The organism is Synechococcus sp. CCAP 1479/9 (assembly GCF_019038535.1).
In the GTDB taxonomy this organism is placed as follows: Bacteria; Cyanobacteriota; Cyanobacteriia; order PCC-6307; family Cyanobiaceae; genus Cyanobium.
Genome location: NZ_JAFKRK010000021.1, coordinates 57985 through 84353, shown reverse-complemented (window position 1 = coordinate 84353; position 26369 = coordinate 57985). Strand labels below are relative to the sequence as shown.

26 protein-coding genes and 1 tRNA gene are annotated in these 26369 nt (G+C 70.4%); 12 read left to right on the top strand and 15 right to left on the bottom strand.

Annotated features, from left to right (window positions below; translation table 11 throughout):
• Nucleotides 1-31: 31 nt before the first annotated feature.
• On the bottom strand, nucleotides 32-1576 hold the full coding sequence (gene purH, locus KUG38_RS07890) for a bifunctional phosphoribosylaminoimidazolecarboxamide formyltransferase/IMP cyclohydrolase (RefSeq protein WP_216920454.1): 1545 nt from the start codon (nucleotides 1574-1576) through the stop codon (nucleotides 32-34).
• Nucleotides 1577-1632: 56 nt separating this feature from the next.
• Here purH and KUG38_RS07885 point away from each other — a divergent pair, with 56 nt between their 5' ends.
• The gene (locus KUG38_RS07885) at nucleotides 1633-2310 is read left to right on the top strand and encodes an alpha/beta hydrolase (RefSeq protein WP_216920452.1); all 678 of its coding nucleotides are present in this window, start codon (nucleotides 1633-1635) and stop codon (nucleotides 2308-2310) included.
• Nucleotides 2311-2331: 21 nt separating this feature from the next.
• On the opposite strand, the gene KUG38_RS07880 is transcribed toward KUG38_RS07885, so the two are convergent.
• A complete protein-coding gene (locus tag KUG38_RS07880) occupies nucleotides 2332-2703 on the bottom strand; it encodes a DUF3155 domain-containing protein (protein ID WP_015109652.1) in 372 nt (123 codons plus the stop codon).
• Between the two features lie 403 nt (nucleotides 2704-3106).
• Between KUG38_RS07880 and KUG38_RS07875 the strand changes: the two genes are divergently transcribed.
• Complete coding sequence (locus tag KUG38_RS07875) at nucleotides 3107-4231, top strand: sensor histidine kinase (RefSeq protein WP_216920450.1); 1125 nt, start codon at nucleotides 3107-3109, stop codon at nucleotides 4229-4231.
• On the opposite strand, the gene KUG38_RS07870 is transcribed toward KUG38_RS07875, so the two are convergent.
• The gene (locus KUG38_RS07870; protein ID WP_216920448.1) at nucleotides 4197-4967 is read right to left on the bottom strand and encodes an adenosylcobinamide-GDP ribazoletransferase; all 771 of its coding nucleotides are present in this window, start codon (nucleotides 4965-4967) and stop codon (nucleotides 4197-4199) included. The genes KUG38_RS07875 and KUG38_RS07870 overlap by 35 nt on opposite strands.
• Nucleotides 4968-5059: 92 nt before the next feature.
• Between KUG38_RS07870 and tgt the strand changes: the two genes are divergently transcribed.
• Both tgt and KUG38_RS07860 read left to right on the top strand, forming a co-directional pair.
• Nucleotides 5060-6181 carry a tRNA guanosine(34) transglycosylase Tgt gene (tgt, locus tag KUG38_RS07865; RefSeq protein WP_216920679.1) on the top strand — a complete coding sequence of 374 codons (1122 nt, stop codon included), beginning with the start codon at nucleotides 5060-5062 and terminating at the stop codon, nucleotides 6179-6181.
• 32 nt (nucleotides 6182-6213) lie between these two features.
• Complete coding sequence (locus tag KUG38_RS07860; RefSeq protein WP_015109656.1) at nucleotides 6214-6372, top strand: photosystem II reaction center protein K; 159 nt, start codon at nucleotides 6214-6216, stop codon at nucleotides 6370-6372.
• A gap of 27 nt (nucleotides 6373-6399) precedes the next feature.
• Here KUG38_RS07860 and KUG38_RS07855 read toward each other — a convergent pair whose 3' ends face one another.
• Nucleotides 6400-7128: a WecB/TagA/CpsF family glycosyltransferase gene (locus KUG38_RS07855; protein ID WP_216920446.1), complete on the bottom strand. Its 729-nt coding sequence runs from the start codon at nucleotides 7126-7128 to the stop codon at nucleotides 6400-6402.
• A gap of 79 nt (nucleotides 7129-7207) precedes the next feature.
• Between KUG38_RS07855 and KUG38_RS07850 the strand changes: the two genes are divergently transcribed.
• Entirely contained in the window at nucleotides 7208-10462 is a 3255-nt protein-coding gene (locus KUG38_RS07850; protein WP_216920444.1) for a glycoside hydrolase family 15 protein, read from the top strand.
• On the opposite strand, the gene KUG38_RS07845 is transcribed toward KUG38_RS07850, so the two are convergent.
• Genes KUG38_RS07845 through KUG38_RS07835 form a run of 3 tightly spaced genes read right to left on the bottom strand, consistent with a single transcriptional unit; the run spans nucleotide 10459 to nucleotide 13043 of the window.
• Nucleotides 10459-11451 carry a Gfo/Idh/MocA family protein gene (locus tag KUG38_RS07845; RefSeq protein ID WP_094584398.1) on the bottom strand — a complete coding sequence of 331 codons (993 nt, stop codon included), beginning with the start codon at nucleotides 11449-11451 and terminating at the stop codon, nucleotides 10459-10461. The two genes, KUG38_RS07850 and KUG38_RS07845, sit on opposite strands and share 4 nt — an antisense overlap.
• A gap of 35 nt (nucleotides 11452-11486) precedes the next feature.
• On the bottom strand, nucleotides 11487-12761 hold the full coding sequence (locus tag KUG38_RS07840; protein WP_216920442.1) for a hemolysin family protein: 1275 nt from the start codon (nucleotides 12759-12761) through the stop codon (nucleotides 11487-11489).
• Between the two features lie 42 nt (nucleotides 12762-12803).
• The gene (locus tag KUG38_RS07835) at nucleotides 12804-13043 is read right to left on the bottom strand and encodes a hypothetical protein (protein WP_216920440.1); all 240 of its coding nucleotides are present in this window, start codon (nucleotides 13041-13043) and stop codon (nucleotides 12804-12806) included.
• Nucleotides 13044-13098: 55 nt separating this feature from the next.
• Between KUG38_RS07835 and KUG38_RS07830 the strand changes: the two genes are divergently transcribed.
• Nucleotides 13099-13764 (top strand): Fe2+-dependent dioxygenase, encoded by a 666-nt coding sequence (locus KUG38_RS07830; protein WP_216920438.1) that lies wholly within the window; start codon nucleotides 13099-13101, stop codon nucleotides 13762-13764.
• Nucleotides 13765-13770: 6 nt separating this feature from the next.
• On the opposite strand, the gene KUG38_RS07825 is transcribed toward KUG38_RS07830, so the two are convergent.
• A tRNA-Ile gene (locus tag KUG38_RS07825) sits at nucleotides 13771-13843 on the bottom strand.
• Between the two features lie 30 nt (nucleotides 13844-13873).
• Nucleotides 13874-14443, bottom strand: coding sequence for an Occludin/ELL family protein (locus KUG38_RS07820; protein WP_216920436.1), 570 nt, complete (start codon nucleotides 14441-14443; stop codon nucleotides 13874-13876).
• 130 nt (nucleotides 14444-14573) lie between these two features.
• On the opposite strand from KUG38_RS07820, the gene pyrE reads away from it, so the two are divergent.
• Nucleotides 14574-15167 (top strand): orotate phosphoribosyltransferase, encoded by a 594-nt coding sequence (gene pyrE / locus KUG38_RS07815; RefSeq protein WP_190611208.1) that lies wholly within the window; start codon nucleotides 14574-14576, stop codon nucleotides 15165-15167.
• Nucleotides 15168-15204: 37 nt separating this feature from the next.
• On the top strand, nucleotides 15205-16170 hold the full coding sequence (gene ygfZ, locus KUG38_RS07810) for a CAF17-like 4Fe-4S cluster assembly/insertion protein YgfZ (protein WP_216920434.1): 966 nt from the start codon (nucleotides 15205-15207) through the stop codon (nucleotides 16168-16170).
• On the opposite strand, the gene KUG38_RS07805 is transcribed toward ygfZ, so the two are convergent.
• The gene (locus KUG38_RS07805) at nucleotides 16128-17672 is read right to left on the bottom strand and encodes a TM0106 family RecB-like putative nuclease (protein WP_216920432.1); all 1545 of its coding nucleotides are present in this window, start codon (nucleotides 17670-17672) and stop codon (nucleotides 16128-16130) included. The genes ygfZ and KUG38_RS07805 overlap by 43 nt on opposite strands.
• 114 nt (nucleotides 17673-17786) lie before the next feature.
• On the opposite strand from KUG38_RS07805, the gene KUG38_RS07800 reads away from it, so the two are divergent.
• A complete protein-coding gene (locus tag KUG38_RS07800) occupies nucleotides 17787-19256 on the top strand; it encodes a phosphohexomutase domain-containing protein (RefSeq protein WP_216920431.1) in 1470 nt (489 codons plus the stop codon).
• Nucleotides 19256-19954 (top strand): RdgB/HAM1 family non-canonical purine NTP pyrophosphatase, encoded by a 699-nt coding sequence (rdgB, locus tag KUG38_RS07795; RefSeq protein WP_216920429.1) that lies wholly within the window; start codon nucleotides 19256-19258, stop codon nucleotides 19952-19954. Before KUG38_RS07800 ends, rdgB begins: the two co-directional genes overlap by 1 nt.
• Nucleotides 19955-19968: 14 nt before the next feature.
• On the opposite strand, the gene KUG38_RS07790 is transcribed toward rdgB, so the two are convergent.
• The 3 genes from KUG38_RS07790 to KUG38_RS07780 form a co-directional block, all read right to left on the bottom strand.
• On the bottom strand, nucleotides 19969-20661 hold the full coding sequence (locus tag KUG38_RS07790) for a hypothetical protein (RefSeq protein WP_216920427.1): 693 nt from the start codon (nucleotides 20659-20661) through the stop codon (nucleotides 19969-19971).
• Nucleotides 20661-21704 carry a glycosyltransferase family 2 protein gene (locus KUG38_RS07785; RefSeq protein WP_216920425.1) on the bottom strand — a complete coding sequence of 348 codons (1044 nt, stop codon included), beginning with the start codon at nucleotides 21702-21704 and terminating at the stop codon, nucleotides 20661-20663. Before KUG38_RS07785 ends, KUG38_RS07790 begins: the two co-directional genes overlap by 1 nt.
• 375 nt (nucleotides 21705-22079) lie before the next feature.
• Nucleotides 22080-23153: a glycosyltransferase family protein gene (locus tag KUG38_RS07780; protein WP_216920424.1), complete on the bottom strand. Its 1074-nt coding sequence runs from the start codon at nucleotides 23151-23153 to the stop codon at nucleotides 22080-22082.
• 311 nt (nucleotides 23154-23464) lie between these two features.
• Here KUG38_RS07780 and KUG38_RS07775 point away from each other — a divergent pair, with 311 nt between their 5' ends.
• Nucleotides 23465-24574 carry a glycosyltransferase gene (locus tag KUG38_RS07775; RefSeq protein ID WP_216920423.1) on the top strand — a complete coding sequence of 370 codons (1110 nt, stop codon included), beginning with the start codon at nucleotides 23465-23467 and terminating at the stop codon, nucleotides 24572-24574.
• On the opposite strand, the gene KUG38_RS07770 is transcribed toward KUG38_RS07775, so the two are convergent.
• Both KUG38_RS07770 and KUG38_RS07765 read right to left on the bottom strand, forming a co-directional pair.
• Complete coding sequence (locus tag KUG38_RS07770; protein WP_216920422.1) at nucleotides 24547-25782, bottom strand: glycosyltransferase; 1236 nt, start codon at nucleotides 25780-25782, stop codon at nucleotides 24547-24549. The genes KUG38_RS07775 and KUG38_RS07770 overlap by 28 nt on opposite strands.
• Entirely contained in the window at nucleotides 25782-26078 is a 297-nt protein-coding gene (locus KUG38_RS07765) for a YciI family protein (protein WP_216920421.1), read from the bottom strand. Before KUG38_RS07765 ends, KUG38_RS07770 begins: the two co-directional genes overlap by 1 nt.
• A gap of 80 nt (nucleotides 26079-26158) precedes the next feature.
• Here KUG38_RS07765 and KUG38_RS07760 point away from each other — a divergent pair, with 80 nt between their 5' ends.
• Nucleotides 26159-26323, top strand: a complete 165-nt coding sequence (locus tag KUG38_RS07760) for a Nif11-like leader peptide family RiPP precursor (protein ID WP_216920420.1) — start codon at nucleotides 26159-26161, stop codon at nucleotides 26321-26323.
• The last annotated feature ends 46 nt before the right edge of the window (nucleotides 26324-26369 follow it).

Sequence of the window (26369 nt, the reverse complement as noted above, 5' to 3'; positions counted from 1 at the left end):
AGTGCACCGAAGTTACAACTTCTCCGTGCCCTCAGTGCAGAAAGTGACGACGGCCGGTGACCACCATCACCATGTCGTTGGCGTTGCAGGCGGCGATCGAATCCGGGTCGCGCTTGCTGCCACCGGGCTGAATCACCGCCCGGATGCCGTGCTCCGCCGCCAGCAGCACCGTGTCGTCGAAGGGGAAGAAGCCGTCGCTGGCCAGCACGGCCCCCCGGGCGGCGGCGCCGGCCGCCTCGAGGGCCAGCCGGGCCGAGCCCACCCGGTTCATCTGGCCCGCCCCGACCCCGAGCGTGCGGCCATCGCGGGCCACCAGGATGGCGTTGGAGCGCACATGGCGCACCACCTGCCAGGCGAAGCGCAGATCCCGCCATTCCTCCGCGCTGGGCTGGCGCTCGCTCACCACCTGCCAGGCGTCGGGATCGGCGGGGCCGTCGTCCGCCTGCTGGGCCAGCACCCCTCCGAGCACGCTGCGCAGCTGCAGGGCTCCGGCGGCCCCCGCCACGGCACTGGGGTCGAGCTCCAGCAAGCGCAGGTTGGCCTTCGCCGCCAGCCGCTGGCGGGCCTCCTCGGAGAAGGACGGCGCCACGACGCATTCCAGGAACAGCCCCGCCAGGAGCTCGGCAGCCGCCAGGTCCACCGGCCCGTTGAGGGCGACGATGCCCCCGAAGGCGGAGACCCGGTCGGCATCCAGGGCCCGAAGCAGGGCCTCGGCGGTGTCGGCGCCGATGGCGACGCCGCAGGGGTTGGTGTGCTTGATCACCACCGCCGCCGGCTCGGCGCCGGGGCCGTAGCCGAAGGCCGCCACCGTGGTGAGGGCCGCCTCCAGGTCGATCAGGTTGTTGTAGCTGAGTTCCTTGCCCTGGAGCTGGCGGGCCGCCCCCCAGCCCACGCCGGCCTCGCCGAACCAGCGGGCGCCCTGATGGGGGTTCTCGCCGTAACGGAGCACCTGCCGCAGGGGCAGCTCCAGCCGCAGGGGTTGGCCCGGTTCATCGGCGAGGCGGCCATCGATCCAGCTGGCGATGGCGGCGTCGTAGGCGGCGGTGTGGGCGAAGGCCGCCAGGGCGAGCCGGCGCCGCAGGCTCCCGTCGACCTGGCCGGCCGCCAGGGCCTCCAGGAAGGCCGGGTACTGGTCGGGATCGGTGAGCACCGCCACGTCGGCGTGGTTCTTGGCGGCGGCGCGCACCATCGCGGGGCCACCGATGTCGATGGTCTCGATGGCCGTTTCCCAGCTCACGGCGGGGTCGGCCACGGTGGCGCGGAAGGGGTAGAGGTTGACCACCACCACATCGATGGTGGTGATCCCCTGGGCCTCCAGGTCGGCGCGGTGGGCGGGATCGTCCCGGCGGGCCAGGATGCCGCCGTGGATGCGGGGATGGAGGGTCTTGACCCGGCCGCCGAGGATCTCGGGAGCACCGGTGTGCTCCGCCACCTTCGTGACCGGCAGGCCGGCGGCGGCCAGGGCCGCGGCGGTGCCGCCGCTGGAGAGCAGCGCGTAGCCCTGAGCCAGCAGCCCCTCCGCCAGCGGCACCAGGCCCCGCTTGTCGGACACACTCAGAAGGGCCGTGGCAGCCATGACGGCGGAATGGGCGGAGGAGGAGCCAACCTACGCAGCAACAGCCGAACGCCACCGTGCCCACGGATCCCCTCGCCGAAGTGCCGCCGATCGAAGACGACGCCACCGCCCTGTTCGCCGGACCGCGCCAGGCCGAAAGTCGGCTGGTGCTGCTGCACGGCTGGGGGGCCGACGCCGATGACCTGCTGGATCTGGGGGCGGTGCTCCTGGACACCGATCCCGCCGCCATCGGCCTGAGCGTGGTCGCCCTGCGGGCGCCCCTGCCCCATCCGGCCGGGATGGGCCGCCAGTGGTACGACCTGCAGCAGCCCGAGTGGCCCCAGCTGCCCGAAGCCCGCCGGGCGCTGCGGCGCCGGCTGCTGGCCCTGGGCGCCTCGGTGCCGCTCGAGCACACCTGCCTGCTGGGCTTCTCCCAGGGGGCGGCCATGGCCATCGATGTGGCCACGGGCTGCGGTCCGGACGCCACCGACCCCCTGCCCCTCGCGGGACTGGTGGCCTGCAGCGGCTACCCCCACCCCGACTGGCAGCCCCGGACGCCGCGCACGGAGATCCTGCTCACCCATGGGGAGCAGGATCCGGTGGTGCCCTTTGCGGCCAGTGCGGCGTTGGAACGATCGCTCGCGGAAGCCGGTGGGTCGGTGCGGCGGATCGCCTTCCCAGGCGGCCACAGCATCGATCCCGAGTTGATCGGCCCGGTGCGGGAGTTCCTGGTCAGGGGCTGGAAAGGACGCTGACCAGGAGCGGCGGAGCCGGAATCAGACGAAGGCGTACTCGTACTCCTCCATCTCCTCCCAGTCGTCGGAGGCGAGGGCTTCGAGGCCCTCGAAGAGCACCTCTTCGCCAATGCTGTCGACGATCAGCCGCAGGGACGGGAACAGGAAGTGGTTCTCTTCGGCGTACTGGGCGCTGAACAGGCCCTTCTCCCCCCAGAAGAAGCGGTCGGTGGTGTGCTCGTTGCGGCGCACGTTGAGGATCGCCGGAGCCGTCAGCTCCGTTTCGGCGATGTAGCGGCGGGCTGCCGTCACCGGTTTATGGGAGCCGGTTTCGAGGTTGAAGGTCGGGACATGGGCGAGGACCCGCTGGCCTGCGAGACGACGGCGACTGATCCGCTTGCGCTTCTTGGACATGGCATGGATCCCGGTGAAGGGAGACCGAAAGGTGGAGTTTGGGGGGGGCTGCAGACGTGCGATAGCGGCCGGAGCCGGCGACGAACGGCAGGGAGGACCGACCACCCAGAGGTGGCGGGTCCACGTCCATACGACTGTCGACCTGGGGCTGGTCGGAGAGGATCACCGTCGGTAACGCCGGCCGGCTCCCGGAGGAGGTCATGGCCGGTACAGAGGCGGTGCGCAGCTGCCTCTGCTGTAGCCTTGGTTGCGAGCAAAGCGCAACGCTGGCCGTTACGACTGCAACTTTCCGCCCGTCCGAGGACTGCGAAGTAGTGGTCGTTACCAAGATCTTAAAACTTTTTTTGCGTTTCGACACGCCTCTCCCGAAAATTCCCCGGACGGATCCGGTCCGCGGCTGGTGATGCCTGTCTCGCAACGGTTTCTGGCCCTGGTGGGGTTCCAGCTGGGCCAGTTCGTCGACTGCCCTGAGGTCCGGTCCCTGGTGGTCTACGTCACCCATCAGGGGGAAACGGGCCAGCCCAGCCTGCTGCCGGTCGGCCACTGGCCCCCCGACGAGCGGGCCCTGCCGGCGGTGGACAGCGTCAGCCGGCTGCGGGTGCCGGCGGAGCAGCGGCGCTGGCTGCCCCTGCGGGACGGCCAGCGCCTGCTCGGTGCCCTTCAGGTGGAGGCCGCCCGCAACCCCTGGCCGGAGCCGCTCGCCCAGCGGCTTCAGGCCGTGGCCCTGGCCCTCACCGAAGCCCTGCGGCTGGATCTGGAGGGCGGCGAGCTGCGACAGCGGCTCACCGAGCGTGAGGAGCAGCTGGGACTGCTGCTGCACCAGCTGCGCAACCCGCTCACGGCCCTGCGCACCTTCGGGCAGCTGCTGCTGCGGCGCCTCGGCCCCGACCACAACGACCGCTCCCTGGTGCAGGGCCTGCTGGCGGAGGAACGCCAGATCAACCGTTATGTGGAGGCCATCAGCGCCCTGGTCCACCCGGAAGGGCGGCTCGCCGCCCCCGCCTCCCCCCAGCCCCTGCTGCTGCCGCCCCTGCTGAGCGGACCCGAGGGCCAGCCCCTGGCCGGGCTGCTGGAACCACTGCTGCAACGGGCGGCCGCCACCGCGACCCTGCAGGGGCGGGAGTGGCACGGCCCCCGGACCCTGCCGGACTGGAGCGGCGACAGCGGATCAGTGGCGGAGATCCTGGCCAACCTGCTGGAGAACGCCTTCCGCTACAGCGCCCAGGGTGCCGCCGTGGGACTGCACTGGGCCACCGACGACGGCGGGCTCCACCTCACGGTCTGGGACGGCGGGCCGGCCATCGACACCGCCGAGCGGGAAGCGATCTTCGGGCGGGGGGTGCGGGGAACCCGGGGCCAGGAGCTGCCCGGCACCGGCCTGGGCCTGGCCCTCGGCCGTGATCTGGCCCGCAGCCTGGGCGGCGAGCTGGCGCTCGTGGTGCCGCCCCGGACCGTGGCCGAGGCCCTTCCGGCGCAGGGCAACGCCTTCCAGCTCAGCCTGCCCAGGCCGTCAGCACCGCGGCGATGAGCAGCAGGCCCAGCGATTCGCTCCACTCCACGCAGGCGCCGTAGCTGTCACCGCTGTGGCCGCCGAGACGGCGGCCCAGGACCACCGGAACCAGCAGGGCCGGCAGCAGGGCCAGCGCTCCGACGGGCACGGGCCAGCTGGTCAGGCCCGGCCAGGGCAGCAGCAGCAGGGGCGCCAGCAGCAGCAGGGCAGGCCGCAGTTCCACCGCCAGGCCGGCCCCGTGGACACGATGGAAGGCGGCGCTGCCGCCGGGCCGCAGGTAAGGGAACCAGGCCATGGCGGGCAGGGGCGCCACCCGGCCGCAGACCGCGGCCCAGACCAGCGCCACCGGCGCCGCCGGCCCCAGCATCGCCAGGGCCCCGGCCCGCAGCAGCAGCACCAGCACCAGGGCCTGCACGCCGCTCGCCCCCACCCGGCTGTCGGCCATCGCCTCCAGGCAGCGGTCCCCCGCCGCCAGGCCATCGGCGCTGTCCATCACGCCGTCCATGTGCAGGCCGCCGCTCAGCCACATCCCGAGCGCCAGCACCAGCGCCACCTGGGCCACCAGCGGCACCCGCCCCTCCAGGGCCCACCAGAGCAGCCCCTGCAGCACACCGAGAACGGCACCGATCCAGGGGGCGAAGCGGGCGATCCGCTCGAACCGGGGCGCCGGCGCCGGCCAGGCCGGCAGCACCGAATAGAAGATCCAGGCCCCGGCCAGATCCCGCAGCCACGGTGGAGCGCTCAGGCGGGGCATGGGCAGGGCGGTGGGGATGGAGGTGGCGGCGGGAACCCCGGGTAGCGTCGCAGCAGCGGCGCCTAGCGTCAGCGCTGAGCCGCTGCGGCGTCATCGCCTTCGACTTCACGATCACCGCCCGCTGCCCGCGGACCCGGGCCCGCTGCGGCTGCTTCACCACCCCCCACGGGCCCGTCCACACGCCCCGGTTCATGCCGGTGGGCACCGCCGCCACCGTCAAGGGCGTCAGCACCCCCCAGCTGCGGGAGACCGGGGCCCAGATGGTCCTGGCCAACACCTTCCATCTGCATCTGCAGCCGGGGGAGCCGGTGGTGGCCGAGGCCGGCGGGCTGCATCGCTTCATGGGCTGGGACGGCCCCCTGCTGACCGACTCGGGCGGCTTCCAGGTGTTCAGCCTCGACGCCATCAACCGGATCGACGACAACGGCGTGGTGTTCCGCTCCCCCCGGGACGGCTCGCGGATCGACCTGACCCCCGAGCGTTCCATGGCCATCCAGCGGGCCCTGGGGGCCGATGTGGCCATGGCCTTCGACCAATGCCCGCCCTATCCCGCCAGCGAAGCGGCGGTGGCCGAGGCCTGCCGGCGCACCCACCGCTGGCTGCAGCGCTGCGTCGCCTGCCACGGCGGCGGCGACCAGGCCCTGTTCGGGATCGTGCAGGGGGGCTGCTTCCCCCATCTGCGCGAGGCCTCGGCCCGGGTGGTGGCCGCGATGGACCTGCCCGGCATCGCCGTCGGGGGCGTGAGCGTGGGCGAGCCCGTCGAGGAGATGCACCGGGTGGTGCGCCAGGTGGGTCCCCTGCTGCCCCAGGAGCGTCCCCACTACCTGATGGGGGTGGGCAGCCTGCGGGAGATGGCGATCGCGGTCGCCAACGGCTTCGACCTGTTCGACTGCGTGCTGCCCACCCGGCTGGGCCGGCACGGCACCGCCCTGGTGGGGGGCGAGCGCTGGAACCTGCGCAATGCCCGCTTCCGCCACGACCACGGCCCCCTCGACCCCAGCTGCAGTTGCCTGGCCTGCCGGCACCACAGCCGCAGCTACCTGCACCACCTGTTCCGCAGCGACGAACTGCTGGGCCGCACCCTGCTGAGCCTCCACAACCTCACCACCCTGCTGCGCTTCACGACCGCCATGGCCCAGGCCATCGGCGAGGGATGTTTTGCAGAGGATTTCGCTCCCTGGGAGCCCGACTCCCCGGCCGCCCACACGTGGTAGGTTCCGGCCATTGCAACGGTTCTCCCCCAGGCATGGCTCTCTCCCTGCTGGCCAGCTACGCGCCCCATACCCTCGCCCAGCTGCCCGAGGCTTACCAGGCCTTCGGCCCCCTGGTGGACATCCTGCCGATCATTCCCCTGTTCTTCCTGCTGCTGGCCTTCGTCTGGCAGGCCTCCGTGGGCTTCCGCTGATCAGCGGCGTTCACTGAGCACCACCGTTCAGCGGCGTTCCCGGAGAACAGCCCAGGCGAAGGCCGGCAGCGAGAGCATGCGCCGCCAGCGGCTGGGCTCCTTGATCAGCCGGTAGAGCCACTCGATGTGCAGGGCCCCCATCCAGGCGGGGGCGCGTTTCTTGGCGCCAGCCCAGATGTCGAAACTGCCGCCCACCCCCATCCAGAGGCCGCTGCGGGGTCCGGGCAGCTCCTGGATCCAGGTCTCCTGGCGCGGCACCCCCAGGGCCACCAGCACCAGATCGGGGCGGCACTGGAGCAGCTGGCGCTCGAGCCCGGGCCAGGCGTCCGCGCTCTGGTAGCCGTGGACGCTGAAGACGAGCTTCAGCCCCGGCAGGTCGTGGGCGAGGCGATCGCGCAGCTGATCCATCACCGCCGGACTCGCCCCCACCAGGGCCACCCGCCAGCCGCTGGCGGCCGCATGGTCGAGCAGGCGGCGGGCCAGCTCGATGCCCGGAGCCCGGCGCACCCGGTACGACTGGCGGCCCAGGGCCCAGACCACGCCGGCCCCATCGGGGATGACCATCCGGGCCGCCTCGATCGCCGCCCCCAGGGCGGGATCCGCCCGGGCCGCCATCGTCATCTCCGCATTGAGGGTGACGATCTGGCCACCGCCGGCCGCGTGCAGGGCCACGGCATCCCGGAAGACGTCGTTGCTTACATTCACAGGGATGCCCAGGACGCGGGCACGGACCGGCGTGGTCGCGAGGGCTGCCATGGGAAGGAACGACGGCGGGGAGAATCTATGGCCTGGTTCCACGGCCGCCACCACCGGCACGCCCCGTCCTGACGCGACCATGATGAGCACGGCGAGCAACGGCGACAGGGGCGTGATCGATCCGCCCGCCCCTTCCACCGGCGAGGCGGAGGCCAGAGAGCTCCTCGAACGGCTCGACCGCGGCATCGAGCATGTCGTCCTGCGGCGCCAGCATCCGATCACGGGTCTGCTGCCCGCCAGCACCGCCAGCACCGTGCACGGCAACTACGGCGATGCCTGGGTGCGGGACTGCGTCTACTCCATCCAGTGCGTCTGGGGGCTGGCCCTGGCCCACCGTCGGCTGCAGGGACCCTGCCGCCGCAGCTTCGAGCTGGAGCAGCGGGTGCTGCAGCTGATGCGGGGGCTGATGCGCTCGATGATGCGCCAGTCGGCGAAGGTGGAACGCTTCAAGACCAGCCTCGAGCGCCTCGACGCCATCCACGCCAAGTTCGACACCGCCACGGGGGATCCGGTGGTGGCCGACGACGGCTGGGGCCACCTGCAGCTCGACGCCACGGCCCTGTTCCTGCTGCAGCTCGCCCAGCTCACCCGCTCGGGCCTGGTGATCGTGCAGACCAGCCACGAGCGCGACTTCCTCCAGAACCTCGTCTACTACGTGGCCCGGGCCTACCGGGTGGCCGACTACGGCATCTGGGAGCGGGGCGACAAGGGCAACCACGGCCAGCCGGAGCGCAACGCCAGCTCGATCGGCATGGTGAAGGCCGCCCTCGAGACCCTCGTGGGTCTGGACCTCTACGGCCCCCAGGGCGACGGCAGCAGCTGCCTGACCATTCCCCATGACGCCATCGTCCGGCTGCGGCGTGCCCTGCGCGGCCTGCTGCCGAGGGAGTCGGCCAGCAAGGAGGCCGACAGCGCCTGCCTGTCGGTGATCGGCTACCCCGCCTGGGCCGTGGAAGATCCGGCGCTGGTGGAGCGCACCCGGGAGAAGATCCGCAGCGAGCTGGCCGGGTCCTACGGCTACAAGCGCTTCCGGCGCGACGGCCACCAGACGATGCTGGAGGACGTGACCCGGCTCCACTACGAACGGGAGGAGCTGGCCCAGTTCGAGCACATCGAATGCGAGTGGCCCCTGTTCCTGGCCTACGAGCTGATCACCGCCTGCTGTGAGGGCCGCTGGGAGGAAGCCCGCCTGTGGCGGCGGCAGCTGGAGGAGCTGAGCGTGTCGGTCGACGGGGAGGCCCTGCTGCCGGAGCTCTATCTGGTGCCGGAGCGGCTGATCGAGGCCGAGCGCCGCCAGCCCGGCAGCCAGACCCGCGTCCCCAACGAGAACGTGCCCCTGCTCTGGACCCAGAGCCTCACCTGGCTGTCGGATCTGCTGCTGCACGGCCTGATCACCGCCGAGGATCTCGACCCCTGCGGGCGCCGCCACCCGTGCCCCCCGGGGGCCGAGGAGGTGCTGGTGGCCCTGGCTCCGGCCAACGACAGCATCGCCGCGGCCCTGGCGGAGGCAGGCCTGCCGGTGCGGCGGCCCTCGGACGGGACGTCCCCCCTGCGGGTGGCCAGTTCCCGCGAGCTGGCCCGGCGCCTGGCGACGGTGGGCGCCAACGGCCGCCTGGGCCTCTCGGGCCACCCGCCGGTGCGCATGGAGACCCAGGCCACCGCCCGCCTCTACCGCCACGACGGCGAGCTGATCGGCTTCCTGCCGGCGGTGCTGGAGGAGGACACCTTCTACCTGGCCGACGATGCCCAGGTGCTGGTGGACACGGTGGCCACCGAGGTGCGGGTGCTGCAGCGCCACTGGCGGGGTTCCGGCGCCCCGCTGCTGCTCGTGCCGGTCGCCGCCGGCCCCTTCCGCCGCGACCCCGACGCCTTCCTGAACCTCGGCCGCGATCTGCAGCAGGGCCAGCTGGGCTCGGTGCCGGTGCGGCTGGTGTCGCTGGAGGAGCTGGTGCCGCTGGCCAGCCTGATCGACCTGCCCCCCCAGGCGCTGGCGGCCTGCGATCTGGTGCCGGACGGCCACACCCTGCTGCCGCCCAGCGCCAGCCACCAGCCCCTCACCGCCCGCCAGGAGCAGGAGCTGGAGGACGTGCCGCTGGCCCATCTGGTGGACAGGCTCTGGGCCAGCCGCTCCCTGGAGGAGCAGGCCGAGGTGCTGGAGCTGCTGAGCCGCCGGCTCGGCCCCAATGCCCGCCTGCAGGGACCCCGCAGCGGCCCTGGGGTGCGGCTGATGGTGCTGCTGGAGGAGGTCTACCGCCGCGGCCTCGCCGACGCCGACTGGAGCGTGGTGCGCCGGGCCGCCGGCGCCATGGGCCTGGTGCACCCCCAGCTGGAGGATGCCCTCACCGACCTGCTGCTGCGCCAGAAGCAGGTGGTGGTGGGCCGCAACTACACCCGCGATTCGCTGCTCGGCCATCCGGAGGGCAGCCTGGCGATCGCGGCGATGGTGCGCCGCTTCAGCGGTGAGGACGGCCGGGAATGGATGCTGCAGCAGGAGCTGCTGCTGGCCATCGACGCCCTGGCCCGCTCCGACGTGGATCTGCTCAGCGGCAGCCTCACCCTGCAGCTGGGGCAGTTCCTGCTGCTGCTCACCGGCGAGCTGGCGGCGGAGGCCAACCTCAGCCCCAGCGAGGCCTTCGAGGCCCTCTGCGGCCTGCCGCCCCATGCCATCCGCCGCCGCCTGCGGGCCGTGCTGGCGGACGTGGAGCACGCCCGGGCCTCCCTGCAGCGCAAGGAGCAGCTGCACCTGCGCGGGCGGGTGCGCTGGGAGGTGCCCGACCCCCTGGCGGAACTGCCCAAGGACGGCAGCTGGCTGCAGCACCGCATGCGGCTCGGGGCGCTGCAACGGGTGCCGAAAGACTTCTATCCCGGCATCTGGGACCTGCTGCACCACTGCCGGGGCCTGGTGATCGGCGACAAGCTGGAGCGGCGCAATCGCCTGGAGAGCGCCCCCCTGCTGCGCGAGAAGACGCCGGGGGAAAAGAACTTCGCGATCCTGGTGGAGCACCTGCTGAGCAAGATCGAAGCGCCGGAGTACCGCCGGCTCTGCATCGAGACCCTGCTCACCCTGATGGCCTTCGTGGCCGCCAACCCCCAGGTCCAGTTCGACGACGACCTGGCCCTGGACGTGGTGATCGGCCACGCCGTGCGGGTGGGCTGGCAGCAGCGCCATCCCGAGGTGCCGAGCGAGGCCTACGGCCGCCACAAGGCGGAAGCCTGGGATCTCTTCTACCGCTCCTCCCCCGCCGACTGCCGCCGCTGGCAGTTGTTGGCCCTGCAGGAGCTGGCCGACAGGGACGCGGCCCCTGCCGCGATGATCCCGGCGGCGGGTGTCTAGATCGGGGCCTCCAGGGCCATGCAGAGGTTGGGCTGCTCGACGCACTGCTCGATCAGGTCGGCCAGCTGCAGGGCCCGGGAGGCCTGCAGACCATCCACGGCCGGGGTCTCCCGGCCGCGCACGCACTGGAGGAAGTGCTCGAGTTCGGCGTAGAGGGGTTCGATCGAGGTGGTGCTCACCTCTTCGATGAAGCCGTCGTTCCGGTAGAGCAGCTCGCCGTGGTCGGCGCTGACCGATTCATGGGAGCGCCGGTGGATGCGCAGATTGCGGTTGAGGAAATCCGTCTCCATCAGGCTGCTGCGGCAGTGGGCACTGAGGCTGCGGATCTTGCGGTGGGCCATCTTGCTGGCCGTGAGGCTGGCCACCACGCCGTTGGCGAACCCCAGGGTGGCGTTGACGTAGTCGATCGGGCCATCGGAGCTGCGGCCACCGGCCGCCGCCAGCCGCACCACCGGGGAAGCGGCCAGTTCGAGCACCAGATCGATGTCGTGGATCATCAGATCGAGCACCACCGACACGTCGTTGGCCCGGTCGGCGTTGGGGCTGTGGCGCCGAGCCTCGAGCACCACCACCTCCTCGTTGGCCACCACCCGCAGCAGCTCCCGGAAGGCGGGGTTGAAGCGCTCGATGTGGCCCACCTGCAGCAGGCGTCCGGCCGCCTCGGCGGCGCCGATCAGGTCGGCGGCCTCCTCCTGGGTGGCGGCGATCGGCTTCTCGATCAGGACGTGCACCCCCGCCTGCAGGCAGGCCATGCCGACCCGGTGGTGCAGCAGGGTGGGAACGGCGATGCAGACGGCCTCCACCTCGCCGAGCAGGTCCTCGTAGGCGGGGAACCAGCGGCAGTCGAACTGCTCCACCGCCAGCCGGCCGCGGGCCTCGTCGGGGTCGGCGACACCCACCAGTTCGGCGTCGCGGAGCAGGCTCAGCACCCGGGCGTGGTGCCAGCCCATGTTGCCGATGCCGATGACACCCACGCGCACTGGGTTCATGGCAGGGGCAGAGCAGGTGGCCGCATTATCGATGATCAGGTTCCGTCCGTGCTGGCGAGGGTGATCTGAACCCGCTCGATGCGGGGGCCGTCCATGGTGAGAACGTCGATGCGGACGCCCTGCCAGCGGAGACCCTCCCCGGGGGAAGGGATGTGCTGGAGCCGTTCCAGCACGAAGCCGGCCAGGGTGTGGTGGCCGTCCGCCTCGGGCAGCTGCAGGCCCAGCTGGCGGTTGAGCTCGACGATCTCCAGGTCCCCCGCCGCCGACCAGCTGCCGTCGACGAGGGGCAGCAGGTCCTGGGCCGTCTCCAGGGGGTTCTCGTCCTCGCCGACGATCTCGCCGGTGAGGTCGGCCACGGTGACCAGCCCCTCGGTGCCGCCGTGTTCATCCGCCACCACCAGCAGGGGCTGGCCGCTGCGGATCAGCGGCAGAAGATCGGCCAGGGAGGCGCTTTCCTGCACCTGGGCCACCGGCAGGATCCAGGGGGCCAGGGCCGTGTCGGGGCGCAGCAGGCCCCGGGCGATCGGCTCGGCCAGCCGCCGCAGATCGAGCATGCCGCGCACGTCGTCGAGGGAGTTGCCGATCACCGGGAAGCGGGCGTGCTGGCTGGCATGCACCGCTTCCATCATCTGGGCGAAGGTGACATCCAGCGGCAGGGTGACCATGCCGGAGCGCGGCATCATCACCTCGCGCACCAGTGTGTCCCTCAGGGAGAACACCCCCTCGAGGATGCTGCGCTCGTCGGGCATCAGGCCGGTGACGCTGCCGCTCTCGATGAGCGTCTCCAGCTCACCTGCCGACAGCACCGGCACCAGCTCATCCCAGTTGCGCGGCAGGCCCAGCAGCCGCAGCAGGCCGCCGCTGAAGCGCTCGATCACCAGAAGCAGCGGCGACAGGGTGCGGGTGAGCGACTCCAGCAGCGGCGCCAGCCGCAGGGCCGAGCCCTCAGGACGGTGCAGCACCCAGGCCTTGGGCACCAGGCCGCCCAGGAGGGTGGCCAGCAGGGCCAGCAACAGGAAGACCCCGGCGTCGATCCAGGCCTGCTCGCCCCGGCCCATCCAGCCGGCCACCTGCTCCGCCAGGCCCCGGGCCAGCCAGCCCATGGCCAGCAGCGCCAGCACCAGGCCCAGCTGGGTGGCCACCAGGACGCTGCGCATCCGGTGCTGGAGCCGGGCCACGGAACGGGCTCCTGGCTCCTCCGCCTCCTCGAGCTGCTGGACGCGGCTGGGCCGCAGACGGATCAACGCAAGCTCCCCGGCAGCGAAGAAGGCCAGCAGGGCCAACAGGATCGCCAGAACCAGAAAGCGCATCGGTGGGGTGTCGTGGCTGAAGGTTAGGCCCCGCAGCCCGGCTCAGCCCTCGCCGCCCTCACCGCCCTCGCCACCGTCCCCGTCGCCGCCCTTGTCGCCGTCCTTGTCGCCGTCCTTGCCGGCCCCATCCGGCGCCCCGGGGGCCGGCCGTTCCGCGGCCGGGGCGCTGATGCCATTTTCGCCGCCCTCCTGGTCCTTCGATTCGGGGGCCTGGGCGCAGCCCATGGTGGCCGTGATCAGTCCGGTGGTGACCAGGAACAGGGCGATGCTGGATCGGGCCATGGCATGCACCGTGGTGGGGTGGGGGGAGAATTGTGGCGCAGCGGACAGCCGAAGAATGCAGTTCCGTCTCGAACCCCTGCTGAGTGCCGGCCAGGTCGACGAGCTGCGGCAGGCGCTGCTGGCGGAGGACGTCCCCTGGCGGGACGGGGCCGAAACGGCCGGATGGCATGCCCGGGACGTGAAGCGCAACCGCCAGCTGGACCCGGGGTCCTCCCTGCACCAGACCCTCGCCTCCGCCCTCAGCGACCGCCTGCTCCAGCATCCGCTGCTGCAGGCGGCGGCCCAGCCGGTGCGGCTGCACAATCTGCGTTTCAGCCGCTGCGGCGTCGGCGAGGGCTATGGCCGACACGTCGACAATGCCTTCATGGCCGGCGGCCGCTCCGACCTCTCCTTCACCCTGTTCCTGAGCGAACCCGACCAGTACGACGGTGGCGCCGTGGTGCTGGAGGATCCGGGCGGTGAGAACGCCCTGCGCCTGCCCGCCGGCCATGCCCTGGTGTATCCGAGCTCCCTGCTGCATCGGGTGGAGCCGGTGACGCGGGGTGAACGGCTGGTGGCCGTGGGCTGGATCCAGAGCAGGGTGCGCCGCAGCGATCAGCGCGAACTGCTGTTCGAGCTCGACACCGCCCGACGCGCCCTCTTCCAGGCGCAGGGCAAGGACGAGATCTTCGATCTGCTCAGCCGCAGCTACGCCAACCTGCTGCGGATGTGGGGCGAGTGAGGCAGATGGGGGTCGCGAGGATCGAACTCGCCTAAGGCGAATTATGAGTTCGCTGCATTCACCAGATTGCTAGACCCCCGGGGGACGGGCCACCGGCTGGGCAGAGGCGTCACCAGAGGCCCCGGATCGGCGGGGTCCAGGTGGTGGCGGCCGGCGTCCGGACGTAGGTGGGGGTGGCGGGCCCTGAGCCGAGGCTGGTGCTGAAGCCGTTGGTGATGTCGGCGGTGCGCTGGGGCATCAGACCGCTCTGATCGGTCAGCATCACCGAGGCGGTGTTCTCGATGGCGGTGCCGTCCCAGATGATGTTCTGGTCGGGGAAACCGAAGGCGACGATCCTGCCGCCATCGCGGCCGGGGATCGAGAGACCGAGGGGATCGGTGATCTGGTGCAGCAGGTTGACGCCCTGGGCGAAGGGCGCCGAGAAGCTGTAGAAGCGCTGCTCCATCAGCTCGGGGGCGGAGCGCGTCACGCCGCAGCGGGTGACCTCCACCGGCCCCGTGCCGGCCGAGCCGGGGATGGGGGCTTCGAGGGTGGTGGTGCAGAGGACAGGGCCGGCCAGGGCGGGGGCCAGGACGGCGAACGGGAGCAGGGCCGTGACGCCGGCAGCGAGGCGGGCTGTGAGGCGGTGAGTGAGGCGGGCGGCGAGGGGGGAAGGCACTGCCAGGATCGGTGCTGTCATGGGGTCTACGGGCCCAGCCTCGGGGCGATATGTGCGCAGGTTAGCGACCTCTGACGCTCTCGCCCATCCATGGCCCGCCGCACCGGCCACATCTGCGACGCGCTCCTCCAACGCCGTTCCCCCAACGTCCATGGTCTCCCTGCCCTCCAGCCCCAGCCAACAGCGTTCCGCCCTGCTCGCCCTGCTGGCGGAGCGGGCCTACCGGCTGGGTGACTTCACCCTGGCCTCGGGCCGCCGCAGCCCGCACTACGTCAACTGCAAGCCGGTGAGCCTGAGCGGCATCGGCCTGGCCCTGCTGGGCCGCCTGATGCTGGAGTTGGTGGAGGACGAGGCCGCCGCGGTGGCGGGGCTCACCCTGGGGGCCGATCCCCTGGTGAGCGCGGTGGCCCTGCAGGCCGCCCTGGCCGGCCGCGACCTCGATGCACTGATCGTGCGCAAGGAGGCCAAGGGCCATGGCACCGGCGCCTGGCTCGAAGGCCCCCTGCCGCCGGCCGGTAGCCGGATCACGGTCCTGGAGGACGTGGTCACCACCGGCGGCTCGGCCCTCAAGGCCGTGGCCCAGCTGCAGGAGGCGGGCTACGCCGTGGAGCGGGTGGTGGCGATCGTCGATCGCCAGGAGGGGGGAGCCGAGGCGATGGAGGAAGCGGGCCTCGACCTGCGCAGCCTGTTCCTGCTTGAGGAGGTGGCCGCCACGGCCGCCGGGCTGGACGGCGCGGCAGGCTGAGCCCCGCGACAGGCTGAACCCCGCGACGCGCTCCGCCATGGCCCCCTCCCCCGACCCGACACCGGCTGCGGCCGATCCCTGGCAGTGGACGCCGCCGGAGGGGAGCCGCTGGTCGCGGCCGGTGGGGCTGCTGCGGCTCGACGGTCCCGACACCCTGCGGGTGCTGCACGGCCAGACCAGCCAGGCCCTCGAAGGGGCCCGCCCGGGCCAGTGGCTCGGCACCTGCTGCATCAGCCCCACGGCCCGGCTGCGGGCGGTGGCGGAGGTGCTGGTGGATGACGCCGGGGCCTGGCTGGTGATCGTCGACGGGGATCCCGGGGCCGTGCGCACCGCCCTCGACCGGGTGTTGTTCCCCGCCGACAAGGTGCGGCTGGGTCCGGTGACGGCGGCCGTCCTGCACCAGCCTCTGGGGGCGCCGGAACCGGAGGCCCTGCCGGCCGGCACCTGGGCCCCGCTCGAGGGCTCGCCGGGCTGGCGGCTGGGGGAGGCCCTGCTGCTGCCGGCCGAGGCTCCCTTGCCCCCCTCACTGGCCGCCAGGCGCCCCCTGGAACCCCAGGAGGCGGAACGCTGGCGGCTCCAGCAGGGCCTGCCGGCGGCGCCGGGGGAGATCAACGAGGAGATCAACCCCTTCGAGCTGGGGCTGGCGGGCCGGGTGAGCCTGAGCAAGGGCTGCTACGTGGGCCAGGAGACCCTGGCCAAGCTGGCCACCTACGACGGGGTCAAGCAGCAGCTGCGCCGCTGGTGGGCCACGGCTGTCCCCGACGAGGCCATCGCGGTCGGCACACCCCTGCAGGACGGGGCAGGGGGCCGCGCCGGCCTGATCACCTCCAGCCTGGAACTCCCCGGTGACGGGGGCTGGATCGGCCTGGCCCTGGTGCGCAAGGCCTGGCTGGCGGAGAGCCATCTGCTGGCCGGGCCGGCCCCTGGCGTGTCACTGAGCCTTTCGCTGCCGGAGGCGTTTCAGCCGCCGCCGGTGGGGCCCGGGGGCAAGGCCGCGTCCTGATCGAGCAGCCAGCGGACCACCGCCCAGGTGGCCAGGCTGTCGTCCTGGTTGTAGCGGAAGATCCGCTGCAGCTTGCGGCCCAGGGCCCGCCGGCTCGGACGCCGCGGGCCGCCGGAGCCCTCCCGCCACTGGCGCCACCAGAGCAGGCAGCGGGCGCCGTCGACCCCCTTCTGGCTCCAGGTGAAGCCCCGCCAGCCGGCGACGGCCTTGAGCCCGTAGCTGTTGACCGGCAGCAGCCAGTGGCGCCGCAGCCGCTGGTGCACATCCACCAGCCGGGCCCGCAACCGTTCCCGCTCCCGCTCGCTGGCCCCCTGGCGCTCGGCCAGCCGCAGCAGGGCGACCGACTCGGTCTCGCCGTAGTGCAGCACGGGCCAGTCGGGATAGCGTGCCAGCAGGGTGCTGAGCCGCCGCCAGAGCAGCGCCTCGCCGTGCTCCTGCAGGGCGAGCAGGGGCTGGTAGCTCCCCAGGTCCTCCCCCGGCCCGGGCGCCCCTGGCCAGAGGCCGTCCGCGCCGCGCTCCAGCCGCACCAGGCCGTGGAGGAAGTCGTCGCGGGCATCGGGGTCGGATTCGATGTCGTAGAGCAGCACCCCGGGCGCCGCCGAGAGCTCCGGCAGGGCGGGGCCGTCCCCCTCGCCGCTGCGTCGGGGGGTGCCCTGCCGCTGCACCCTGGCCTGGGCCACCAGCCGGGGGGCCACCTCCCGGTGCTGCTCCCCATGGGCGGCCAGGTCCTCGGCCAGCCGGTCCGGATCGGCCGCCGCCAGCTGGTCGAGGCTGGCGATGCCCAGTTCCAGCAGCAGCTCGCGCCGTTTGCCGCCGATGCCGCTCACCTCGCTGAGGTGCCCCTCCGCGGTGGCGACCCGATCGCAGGCGCCGCGCCAGCTGCAGAGGGTGCATTTCTTGCGGTCGCTGACGAGGGGCGGCGGCTCGCTGCGGGCCAGGTCGAGCGCCAGTCGCTCCAGGCTCTCGTCGAGCTGGCGCTGCAGGGAAGGGCCGAGGGCGAGCCGTTCCCGCTCCAGCCCCCGGTCGGCGCCGGCCACCACCAGCCCATGGGGCACGGGGGCCCGCTGGTGCTCCGCCAGCAACCGCCCCCACAGGGCCAGCTGCAGGCGGTGCTCCCGGGTGAGGCGCCGGCCCTGGCGGGCCAGCACCGGCCGGTAGCTGTGGGCACCCCAGCGGCTGGGCTCCTCGACCCGCTCCAGCAGGCTCGGGTGGGCCTCCAGGCGCAGGCCCCGGGGGCCGGTTCCCGCGAGCCTGAGGCCCACCACGCCGGGCGCCCCATCCCGGCAGGCCGCCTCCCCGTGGCCGGGGCGCTGGGGCAGCAGGCTCTGGAAGCTGCGCAGCTGGTCATCGAGGGCCAGGGCGCGGTGGGCACTCCACAGCCGCTCCTGGGGCACACCGTGGAGATCGAGCCAGGCCCGCCGCCGGCAGCGCACCCAGCTGCGCAGCAGGCGGTCGGTGAGGACGGGGGATCCGGGGGAGGCGGCGTCCGGGGTCTGGGGCATGGGATGCAGGCTAGGGGGACCGGTGGCCTGCCATCAGGCCGGCACCCGCCCCAGCCATCCGGAGGGGCCGGCCTGCTACGACCGGCCTGCCCCTCCATCGCCTCCGCGCCGCCCATGGCCTCCGCCCCCCTGCCCCTCGAGGCCGGACCGATCCACTTCGGCACCGATGGCTGGCGGGGCATCCTCGGGGTGGACATCACCATGGAGCGGCTGCTGCCGGTGGCGGCCGCCGCCGCCCGGGAACTGGCCGCCAGCGCCCCGGAGGGCCTCGCCAGCCGGGAGGTGGTGATCGGCTACGACCGGCGCTTCCTGGCCCCGGAGCTGGCCGAGGCCATCGCCGCCGCCGTGCGGGGGGCCGATCTGGTGCCCCTGCTGGCTGCCACCCCCGTGCCCACCCCGGCCTGCAGCTGGGCGGTGGTGGAGCGGGGTGCCCTCGGGGCCCTGGTGATCACCGCCAGCCACAACCCGCCGGAATGGCTGGGCCTCAAGATCAAGGGACCCTTCGGCGGCTCGGTGGAGGGCGACTTCACCGCCCGGGTGGAGCGGCGCCTGGCGGCCGGGGGCCTGACGGTGCCGATCCCCGGCGACACCGAACGTTTCGATGCCATGGGCACCTACCTGGCGGGGCTCGGCGCCAAGGTCGACGCCGCGGCCCTGGTGCAGGGGCTGGCCGCCGCCGGCCTGCAGGTGATCGTGGACCCGATGCACGGCTCGGCCGCCGGCGGGCTGCCGGCCCTGCTGGGGGAGGCGGGGGCAGCTGCCGGCGTGATCCGGGAGATCCGGGGGGAGCGGGATCCCCTGTTCGGCGGCCACCCGCCCGAACCCCTGGCTCCCTACCTGGAGGCGCTGATCGCCGAGGTCCGCCAGGCCACGGCCGCCGGCCGGCCAGCGGTGGGGATTGTCTTCGACGGCGACGGTGACCGCATCGCCGCGGTGGACGAGCAGGGCCGCTTCTGCAGCACCCAGCTGCTGATGCCCCTGCTGATCGACCACCTGGCCCGGGCCCGCGGGCTGGGGGGCCGCGTCGTCAAGACCGTGAGCGGCTCCGACCTGATGGCCCTGGTGGCGGCCGACCTGGGCCGGGAGGTGATCGAGATGCCCGTCGGCTTCAAGTACATCGCCGCCGAGATGCTCAGCGGCGAGGTGCTGGTGGGTGGAGAGGAATCGGGCGGAGTGGGCTTCGGCATCCATCTGCCGGAGCGGGATGCCCTGTTCGCAGCCCTGCTGCTGATCGAGGCCCTGGTGGAAGGGGGGCTGCCCCTCGGGGCCCGGCTGGCGGCCCTTCAGGAGCGCTGCGGTGGCGCCAGCGTCTACGACCGCCTCGACCTGCGTCTGCCGGACATGGCCAGCCGCCGCCGGCTGGAGGCCCTGCTGGCCCAGGATCCGCCCCAGCAGGTGGCGGGAGCGACGGTGCTGGAGGTGAACCGCACCGATGGCGTCAAGCTTCGGATGGGCCCCAGCCACTGGCTGATGCTGCGCTTCTCCGGCACCGAGCCCCTGCTGCGGCTCTACTGCGAAGCCCCCGACGCCGACCGCGTTCAGGCGGTGCTGGCCTGGGCCCGCCAGCTGGCGGAGAGCATCTGATGGCCGCCCCATCGGAGCCCGGGGTGGCGCCCACCGTGCTGGTGATCGCCAGCGGCAACGCCGGCAAGATCCGGGAGTTCTCCCACCTGCTGGCCTCCCTGCCCCTGGAGGTGCGGCCCCAGCCCGAGGGCCTGGAGGTGGAGGAAACGGGCACCACGTTCGCCGCCAATGCCCGGCTGAAGGCCGAGGCGGTGGCCCGGGCGACCGGCCACTGGGCCCTGGCCGACGACTCGGGCCTGGCAGTGGCGGCCCTGGGCGGCGCACCCGGGGTCCATTCGGCCCGCTACGCCGACAGCGACCCCGCCCGGATCGCCCGCCTGCTGCAGGAGCTGGGGGATGCGGACCAGGCGCGCTGCGCTCAGGGCCTGGGGCCGGACCGCCGGGCGGCCTTCGTGGCCGCCCTGGCCGTGGCCGACCCGAGCGGGGCGATCCGCCTGGAGGTGGAGGGCCGCTGCGACGGGGAGATTCTGGAGGCCCCGCGGGGCAGCGGCGGCTTCGGCTACGACCCGGTGTTCCTCGTGCCCGAGACGGGCCTCAGCTACGCGGAGATGGACAAGGGCCTCAAGGGCCAACTGGGCCACCGGGGGCGGGCCTTCAGTCAGCTGGAGCCGGGACTGAGGGAGCTGCTGGCCTCGGAAATCGATCAACCGGGCAGAAGCCCTCAACAGGGAAGAGACGTCGCCTGTCCGGAAGGCTGATCTCAAGCATCCATTCATGGGGACTGTCGAAGGGAAAGGAGCTGATGGGCCAGTTCCGTCTGCCTTGAATCGTCCTTCTCCAAGGCCTTGAAGATGCTGTCCTCCTGACACTCCTTCAAGGGCCTGACCCAATGTCTGCATTGAGGCAAGATCCAGAGATCGAGCCGTCGACGGGCCGACTCAAGCGCAAAATTCAGATCGACCATGTTGATCTCCGGCCAGCGGAGAACATCAAATTGCATCGTCCCAACCCTGAACATGCAGCCGTTCGTGGCCAGCACATCCACACGTCGAGGACGAAGTCGCCGGCCAGCGAAATGGAAAATCGTTCGTTGCTTCGAAAAGCTGACAAAGTCACGGTGCAGGCGACTACCGTGAATTCCAACGGCCGCAGAGCGATTCAACGCCAGCAACATTAGTCGCAGCCGCAGAGAGAAGTCTCGCGGATAGAAATTGTCATCGTCAAAACAGACATAGAAGTCGTCGGGGTTCGCCGAAGCCAGGCCCAGAAGCTTGCCGTTAGCGCCAATAGCCCCAAAGTCCTGAGATTTGAGAAGGACAATTTTGGGATGCACCACATAGGATGGGGTGGCCGTGAATCGGTCAAGATAGACGTATAGCCGATCCACATTGGGAAGAATTGATCGTATGGCCAAAGCGGCGGTGTCCTGCCTGCTTGGCATCGTCGCCAGTCCTCCAATGATCATCAGCCCACAGGAGAAGCCGAAATGGCGCGCAGCGCCAGCTTCACAGCGGGGGCATCGGGACGGCTGGGAATCAGGGGCCTGTTGGACAGCCCCCTTCGGCTTCTGATCTCGCGACGCTTGGAGAGGAACTCAAGAAGTGGGATGAAGAACCGACGGAAGACCCGCTTGGGCAGATACCTGGAAAGACGTGGATACGCGGAGGCGATGGCTCTGGCTCGGTGATTGGCAATCCATTGGGTACGAATGTGTTCGCGTTCAAGATTTAACTGCCAGGTCTCCTCGAAGGCATCCATGGATTCCACGGCTCGATGGTCAGACCAACGAAAAAGGTGATAGCCAAGATCCATGGGGTTGAAGGGATCAAAGGCCCGGTACGTCACATGGCTGTCCTTGGCAAACGTGATCCTGGTCCCCATGCTGATCAACCGAAGCCCGAAGTCGACCTGCTCTCGGGTGATGAGCCGTTCATCAAGGCCACCCATGGCCTCCCAGACAGACTTACGCAGCATGGCACAATGGAACTCACAGACATCATTGTCTGCTGGAGCCAGCTCTGAAAGCCTGGATTCCACCCTCTCAAAAGGTACATTCATCAATCGATGTTGCTCTTTGATGATCGGGCGACCACTGGATTCGTTGAAGATCAGTCGGCCTCCAGCGTGGTGAATGGTCTTGGCCTCACTCGGTCCGATAAAGATCAAGGGCGCCACCGCATCAGCGCCTGATTCCAACGCATTCCGCTCAAGGGCCTCCAACCATCCGGGTTCATACTCGATATCATTATCGGCAAGCACCACATAGGGGGTCGAGGCCATGCGCATCCCGATGTTCCGCGCCTCATTCGGCGTCACCATGTAGCCAAGCGAAACATGGGTGAAGGCTCGGAGTTCGTTCAGCTCTCGGAGGCGCCGTCTGATCGTCCGCGGGGTTGAGCCTTCAACCACAATGACAGGCACATCGGGAGAGATCGTTGAAAAGAGCGACTCCAAGGAGGCAAGGATTGACGAGTATCGCTCCCTTGGAGAAACAACAATGGTGGTCATCATTGCGGCTTACCTGGCGAAGGATAATGAGGAGATTCTTTGGAATTGATCAACCCTTGCAACGGGCAGTGACAATGAACTGCCGAAAGACTTGACTAGGATTTTGAAACAGAACCTGGAAGAAGACGTGCGATCTGAATCAGAGACTCGCCCGCAGGGGCGGCTGCGCAACCCTTAACCACACAACAAAGCAGTGACAGCGGCACTGGCGTGGCGGTGACACTGGCACGACTGATGCTGAATTATGGCCCGGATCCCAGGCCAGTGGGTGTGCGATCAGGCCCCCATCCAGGCCGCGCCGCTCCATGGAGGCGGAGGGCAAGTTGTTTGTATCGCACAGGGATTGAGGCTCTTGACCCGCGATGGCGGCTCCGTCTAGGCGCCAGGGCGTTGACGACATGGGTCGGCGGGACCCCGGCGGGCCTGCAGGGCCGCCGTCAGGGCCTCGGCCGTCGCTTCGGCCCGCTTCTGCCAGGTGCATCCCATGGCAAACCGATGGCGCTCCGTGGCAAAGCCGTCCTGGAAGCCGGTGGCGGCCAGGCGCTCGAGGGTGGCCGTGAGGGCCTGGCCATCGGCACAGTGATAGGCCAGATGCGGCGTTTCGGCGATCTGGGCGCAGGTGCCTGTGTAGAGAATCGGCTGGCCGGTGGGCAGCTGGGAGAAGAAACGGACGGGGCTGCTGCAGGGGTTGATGTCGCCGTCGGTGAGGGGCAGCACGGCCGCATCGAGGGTGGCGAAACAGGCCTGGAGTTCGGTGTAGGGCATGGCGCCGAGGAAGCGGCAGCGGGGGCTGCTCTGGAGATGGGCGAGGCCGGGCACCTGGCGGCGCACCGGCCCCACGAACAGCCAGCGGAGCTCAGGCAGCGCGTCGTGGGCGGCGACGATCGGCAGCAGGTCGATGCGGCTGCCGATCACGCCGATGATGCCGATCAGGGGCCGGAAATCGGCCGGCACCAGATCCGCCGGCAGGGCGGGGCGCTGGGGTGGCTGGGGCGTCAACGCGGCGGGAGGCTCGGCCGGCAGCCAGGAGGAGGGAATGCCGTTGGGAATGATGGGAAAGCGGGACGCCTCAAGGCCGTACCGAGCACGGATCACCTCGGCAAGGCGCTGGGACACGGGGAGGATGAGATCCACGTGACGGACCAGATCGTGTTCCTGATCGAGTCGGACATGGGGGTAAGCCGCATAGTCATCGCTGACCAGATAGGCGATGACGGAAGCGAGGGCGCGGTGATGAATCGCGTAGGGCCAGGAGTGGGGATCGGTGATGATCAGGGCGTCGGCCTTGCCGTAGGTCGCCAGCAGGCGCCGCTGCACCAGGGGGGCAAGCATCCTGACCAGCCAGCGATGGCGGGAGAAGGCACCGCGCGGGAGTTCACAGGTCCGGCGACGGCGACCGAAGCCGGGCAGCCAGCCCCGCCAGCTGAGCCGGGGAGCCAGAGTCTGCACCGTGCAGATGGTCTCCAGCGCCTCGAACAGAGCCTGGTGATAAGGCTCTTCGGAACCGACAACGAAAAGGCGTCGCAGTTCGTCCGTCGTCCTGGCTGAATCCGTCGTCCTGGCTGAATCAGTCACGGCGGGACGAGTAAGCCATGGATTCTTGATCCTAAAGGTGTGGATCCCTGGCGATGGCCGAGACCAGCACGACCCGGAGACGCCGGCCAGCGACGCTGGCTGGAAGCGCACGGCTCGGGGATCGAACGCGACCCAGGCCGAGGCCTGTATGGTTGGTTGGGATGGAACCGTCCTGCTCTCCAGCCATGTCAGGTTCAGACAAGGGCGGGCACGGGCAAGAGGCAACGGTCGTCTTCCTGCCCGACAAACGACGCTTCAACCCCTACCAGAAACGGCTTGCCGAAGCGCTCATCCATCAGGGCTTCTGCGTCGACGTCAAGGATCATCCTCCACTGTTTGGAGCCTTTTTTCGACAGCAACGGCTGTATTCCAGGAAGGTGATCGTTCACCTGCATTGGCTGAACGGCCTGACGGACCAGGCCGTCTATGCCCAGTCCAGGATCCGATTCCTGGCCTGGTACCTTCTGATGCTGATCGACCTGAGTTTGTTCAGGCTACGGGGCGGAAGACTGTTCTGGACAGTGCACAACCTGATCAGCCATGAATGCCCAGACCATGCCAGGGAGCTGAAGGTTCGAAGGCTGATCACCAGATTTGCCAATGGCATTCATTTTCACAGCAGATCGTCCATTGACCGAGCCGAGGAGGAATACGGCGTTTCGCTGAAGAAGAAAGCGCTTGTGGCAGCTCACGCCGGCTACCCCGAGGACTATCCACCCAACCCATCCAGACGCGAAGCCCTGGCCAGGGAGACCGACATCAGCAACGCCGACTTCACCTTTCTGTTCTTTGGCAACATCCGTCGTTACAAGGGTCTCGAGTCCCTTGTTGAAGCCTTCCATCGTCGACCGGGGTCCCACTACAGGCTCCTGGTCGCCGGTGCCCCCATCCCGGGGGTATCGACGGAATGGCTCAACGAAGCCTCAGCGAAGGACCCCCGCATCCGCCTGCGCATCGGCTACGTGTCGGAACCGGATGTGTCCGCCCTCTTTTCGCTCGCGGATGTCTTGGTGGCGCCTTACACCGCCACGCTCACCTCAGGGGTTGTCTCGCTCGGGCTCACCTTCGGTTGTCCCATGGTGCTCCCGGAGGCCGCCAGGGTCTACGACCTGCCGGGCGATGCCGGAGCGGAATACTTCGCCCCCGGCCTCCTGGCGGAGGCCCTGGCCAGGATCGAGGGGCGCGATCTCGATGGGATGCGGGCCCACAACAGCAACCTCGGCCGATCCCTGACCTGGGAGGCCATGGCCCGGACGATCGCCGGGGGCTACCGGAAGGCCGGCCGAAACCGCTGAACCGGAGGCGTGTCCAGGGCCTCCAACAGGGCCTCCCGCGCCTCATGGCGCAGGCCGTCGAGATGCTCCGCTGCGGCGACACCGGCCTTCCGGGCTGCCGCAGGATCGCGGAGATAGGCGAGCACGGCCTCGGCGAAGTCGTCAGCCGTTCCAGCCACCGAAACGCCCGGGGTCAGGGCCATGCCCTCCACACCGGCCGGCGTCGTCACGATCGCCCGGCCATGGGCCATGGCTTCCACCGTCTTGATCTTCAAGCCGGTGCCGGTGCGCATGGGATTGATCATGAACAGCGATAACTGATAGATGTCCCGGGCAGATGGCACGACCCCGAGGAGCTCAACCTCCTCAGGGAAGGGCATCGCCTCGCAGATCCCGCCGGCGACCACCAGCCGGCCGACGCCCCCCCTCTTCCTGACCAGCGGCCACACCTGCTCAAGGAACCAGCGCAGACCCACCCGGTTGAGGGGATTCGCCGAGGCCAGATAGCCCACGACGGGAACCCGGGCTTCGGCGAAGGGCAAAGGATCCGATGGAATGATGTGGCCGACGGTCCTGACGACACGCCGGCCATGGGTCAGGCGCTGGAAGTAGCTGGATTCTCGCTCCTGGATGCCGAGGATCACATCGGATCGCCGCAATCCCCGGCACTCGTCGCCCTGGTTCAGGGAAATCCAGAAGTCCTCAGGATCCAGCTGGGCCCTCTGGAGCAGGGCGTTCCGATCCGTGAAGACATCATGACAATCCAGAATCTTCAGACAACGGGAGTCGAAGACTTCAAAGAAGGCGGAATGGGTCACGTAGGACACCAGCACGCGCCTGTAGTTGCCGGCGCGCTGGAGACGGCGCGCCTCAGGGAGCCAGCTCGGATGAAACCAGTCGTCCAGGGGGCGGTTGCCGATGGAGGGCCCCGGCTCCCGCCCCGGCCAGCAGCGACGACGGAGCCCCTGCAACGCTCTGCCAAGTCGCTGCCTGACCCGGGCGGCCAGCGGCCGCCGGCCGCCCGGGGGCCAGACGAAATCGTGAATCCAGCGGTCGACAGCCTTGCGGGTCTCCCGTTTCTCTTCAGCGGAGAGATCGACACCGGCGAAATGGAGCTCGAAGCCAAGGGCCCGCAGGTCGTCGAGCAACGCGGCCATGCGGCTTCGGTTGCCGGCGTAGGGGGGGCCGACGCCGATTCTCGAGATGACCAGGAGACGTCGATCCGTCATCAGGACACCGCCAGGTCCCCCACCGCCGGCCGCCACCCCTGCAGCTGCCAGTGCACACACCCGGCGATCACCATCGGATCCTGGAGCACCAGGGCGAGGGCGGCGGCATGGTCGGGAGCCTCGAGCAGCAGCAGGCCGCCGCCACCGGGCCGCCCCTGGTCATCCACCAGATAGCCGCTGCTGATGCGGCGTCCCTCCAGACGCAGCCGCTCCACCCAGCGGCGATGCTCCTGCAGGTGGGGGATCACGGCGTCGTGGGGGAACCGGAAGGTTTCGGTCTTGATGAACCAGGCCATGGCGGGAACGGAACACCACATCGGGCTCCAGGCCGCGCCCTGAAAGGGAGTAGGACGGAGAGTCCGTAGTCGATGGTCCCATGTCCAAATCCCAGCTCACCGCTTTCCTCGCCAAGGTGGCCGCCGATCCGGCCCTCAAGGCCCGTGTGGATGCCGCCGCCGACGCCGATGCCGTGGTCGCCATCGCCCTTTCCGAAGGTCATCTCTTCTCCCCCGCCACCTTCACCCGTTTCTCGCGCGGCTGAGGCCGGCGCGGTCCTTTCACAGCTGGACGATGGGGGAGACGATGCA

Bases quoted from the DNA above. Each gene is read 5' to 3' on its own strand.
- purH (WP_216920454.1), bottom strand. From the start codon at position 1,576: ATGGCTGCCACGGCCCTTCTGAGTGTGTCCGACAAGCGGGGCCTGGTG.
- KUG38_RS07880 (WP_015109652.1), bottom strand. From the start codon at position 2,703: ATGTCCAAGAAGCGCAAGCGGATCAGTCGCCGTCGTCTCGCAGGCCAG.
- KUG38_RS07875 (WP_216920450.1), top strand. From the start codon at position 3,107: ATGCCTGTCTCGCAACGGTTTCTGGCCCTGGTGGGGTTCCAGCTGGGC.
- KUG38_RS07870 (WP_216920448.1), bottom strand. From the start codon at position 4,967: ATGCCCCGCCTGAGCGCTCCACCGTGGCTGCGGGATCTGGCCGGGGCC.
- KUG38_RS07860 (WP_015109656.1), top strand. From the start codon at position 6,214: ATGGCTCTCTCCCTGCTGGCCAGCTACGCGCCCCATACCCTCGCCCAG.
- KUG38_RS07855 (WP_216920446.1), bottom strand. From the start codon at position 7,128: ATGGCAGCCCTCGCGACCACGCCGGTCCGTGCCCGCGTCCTGGGCATC.
- KUG38_RS07850 (WP_216920444.1), top strand. From the start codon at position 7,208: ATGATGAGCACGGCGAGCAACGGCGACAGGGGCGTGATCGATCCGCCC.
- KUG38_RS07845 (WP_094584398.1), bottom strand. From the start codon at position 11,451: ATGAACCCAGTGCGCGTGGGTGTCATCGGCATCGGCAACATGGGCTGG.
- KUG38_RS07840 (WP_216920442.1), bottom strand. From the start codon at position 12,761: ATGCGCTTTCTGGTTCTGGCGATCCTGTTGGCCCTGCTGGCCTTCTTC.
- KUG38_RS07835 (WP_216920440.1), bottom strand. From the start codon at position 13,043: ATGGCCCGATCCAGCATCGCCCTGTTCCTGGTCACCACCGGACTGATC.
- KUG38_RS07830 (WP_216920438.1), top strand. From the start codon at position 13,099: ATGCAGTTCCGTCTCGAACCCCTGCTGAGTGCCGGCCAGGTCGACGAG.
- KUG38_RS07820 (WP_216920436.1), bottom strand. From the start codon at position 14,443: ATGACAGCACCGATCCTGGCAGTGCCTTCCCCCCTCGCCGCCCGCCTC.
- pyrE (WP_190611208.1), top strand. From the start codon at position 14,574: ATGGTCTCCCTGCCCTCCAGCCCCAGCCAACAGCGTTCCGCCCTGCTC.
- ygfZ (WP_216920434.1), top strand. From the start codon at position 15,205: ATGGCCCCCTCCCCCGACCCGACACCGGCTGCGGCCGATCCCTGGCAG.
- KUG38_RS07805 (WP_216920432.1), bottom strand. From the start codon at position 17,672: ATGCCCCAGACCCCGGACGCCGCCTCCCCCGGATCCCCCGTCCTCACC.
- KUG38_RS07800 (WP_216920431.1), top strand. From the start codon at position 17,787: ATGGCCTCCGCCCCCCTGCCCCTCGAGGCCGGACCGATCCACTTCGGC.
- rdgB (WP_216920429.1), top strand. From the start codon at position 19,256: ATGGCCGCCCCATCGGAGCCCGGGGTGGCGCCCACCGTGCTGGTGATC.
- KUG38_RS07790 (WP_216920427.1), bottom strand. From the start codon at position 20,661: ATGATCATTGGAGGACTGGCGACGATGCCAAGCAGGCAGGACACCGCC.
- KUG38_RS07785 (WP_216920425.1), bottom strand. From the start codon at position 21,704: ATGACCACCATTGTTGTTTCTCCAAGGGAGCGATACTCGTCAATCCTT.
- KUG38_RS07775 (WP_216920423.1), top strand. From the start codon at position 23,465: ATGTCAGGTTCAGACAAGGGCGGGCACGGGCAAGAGGCAACGGTCGTC.
- KUG38_RS07770 (WP_216920422.1), bottom strand. From the start codon at position 25,782: ATGACGGATCGACGTCTCCTGGTCATCTCGAGAATCGGCGTCGGCCCC.
- KUG38_RS07765 (WP_216920421.1), bottom strand. From the start codon at position 26,078: ATGGCCTGGTTCATCAAGACCGAAACCTTCCGGTTCCCCCACGACGCC.
- KUG38_RS07760 (WP_216920420.1), top strand. From the start codon at position 26,159: ATGTCCAAATCCCAGCTCACCGCTTTCCTCGCCAAGGTGGCCGCCGAT.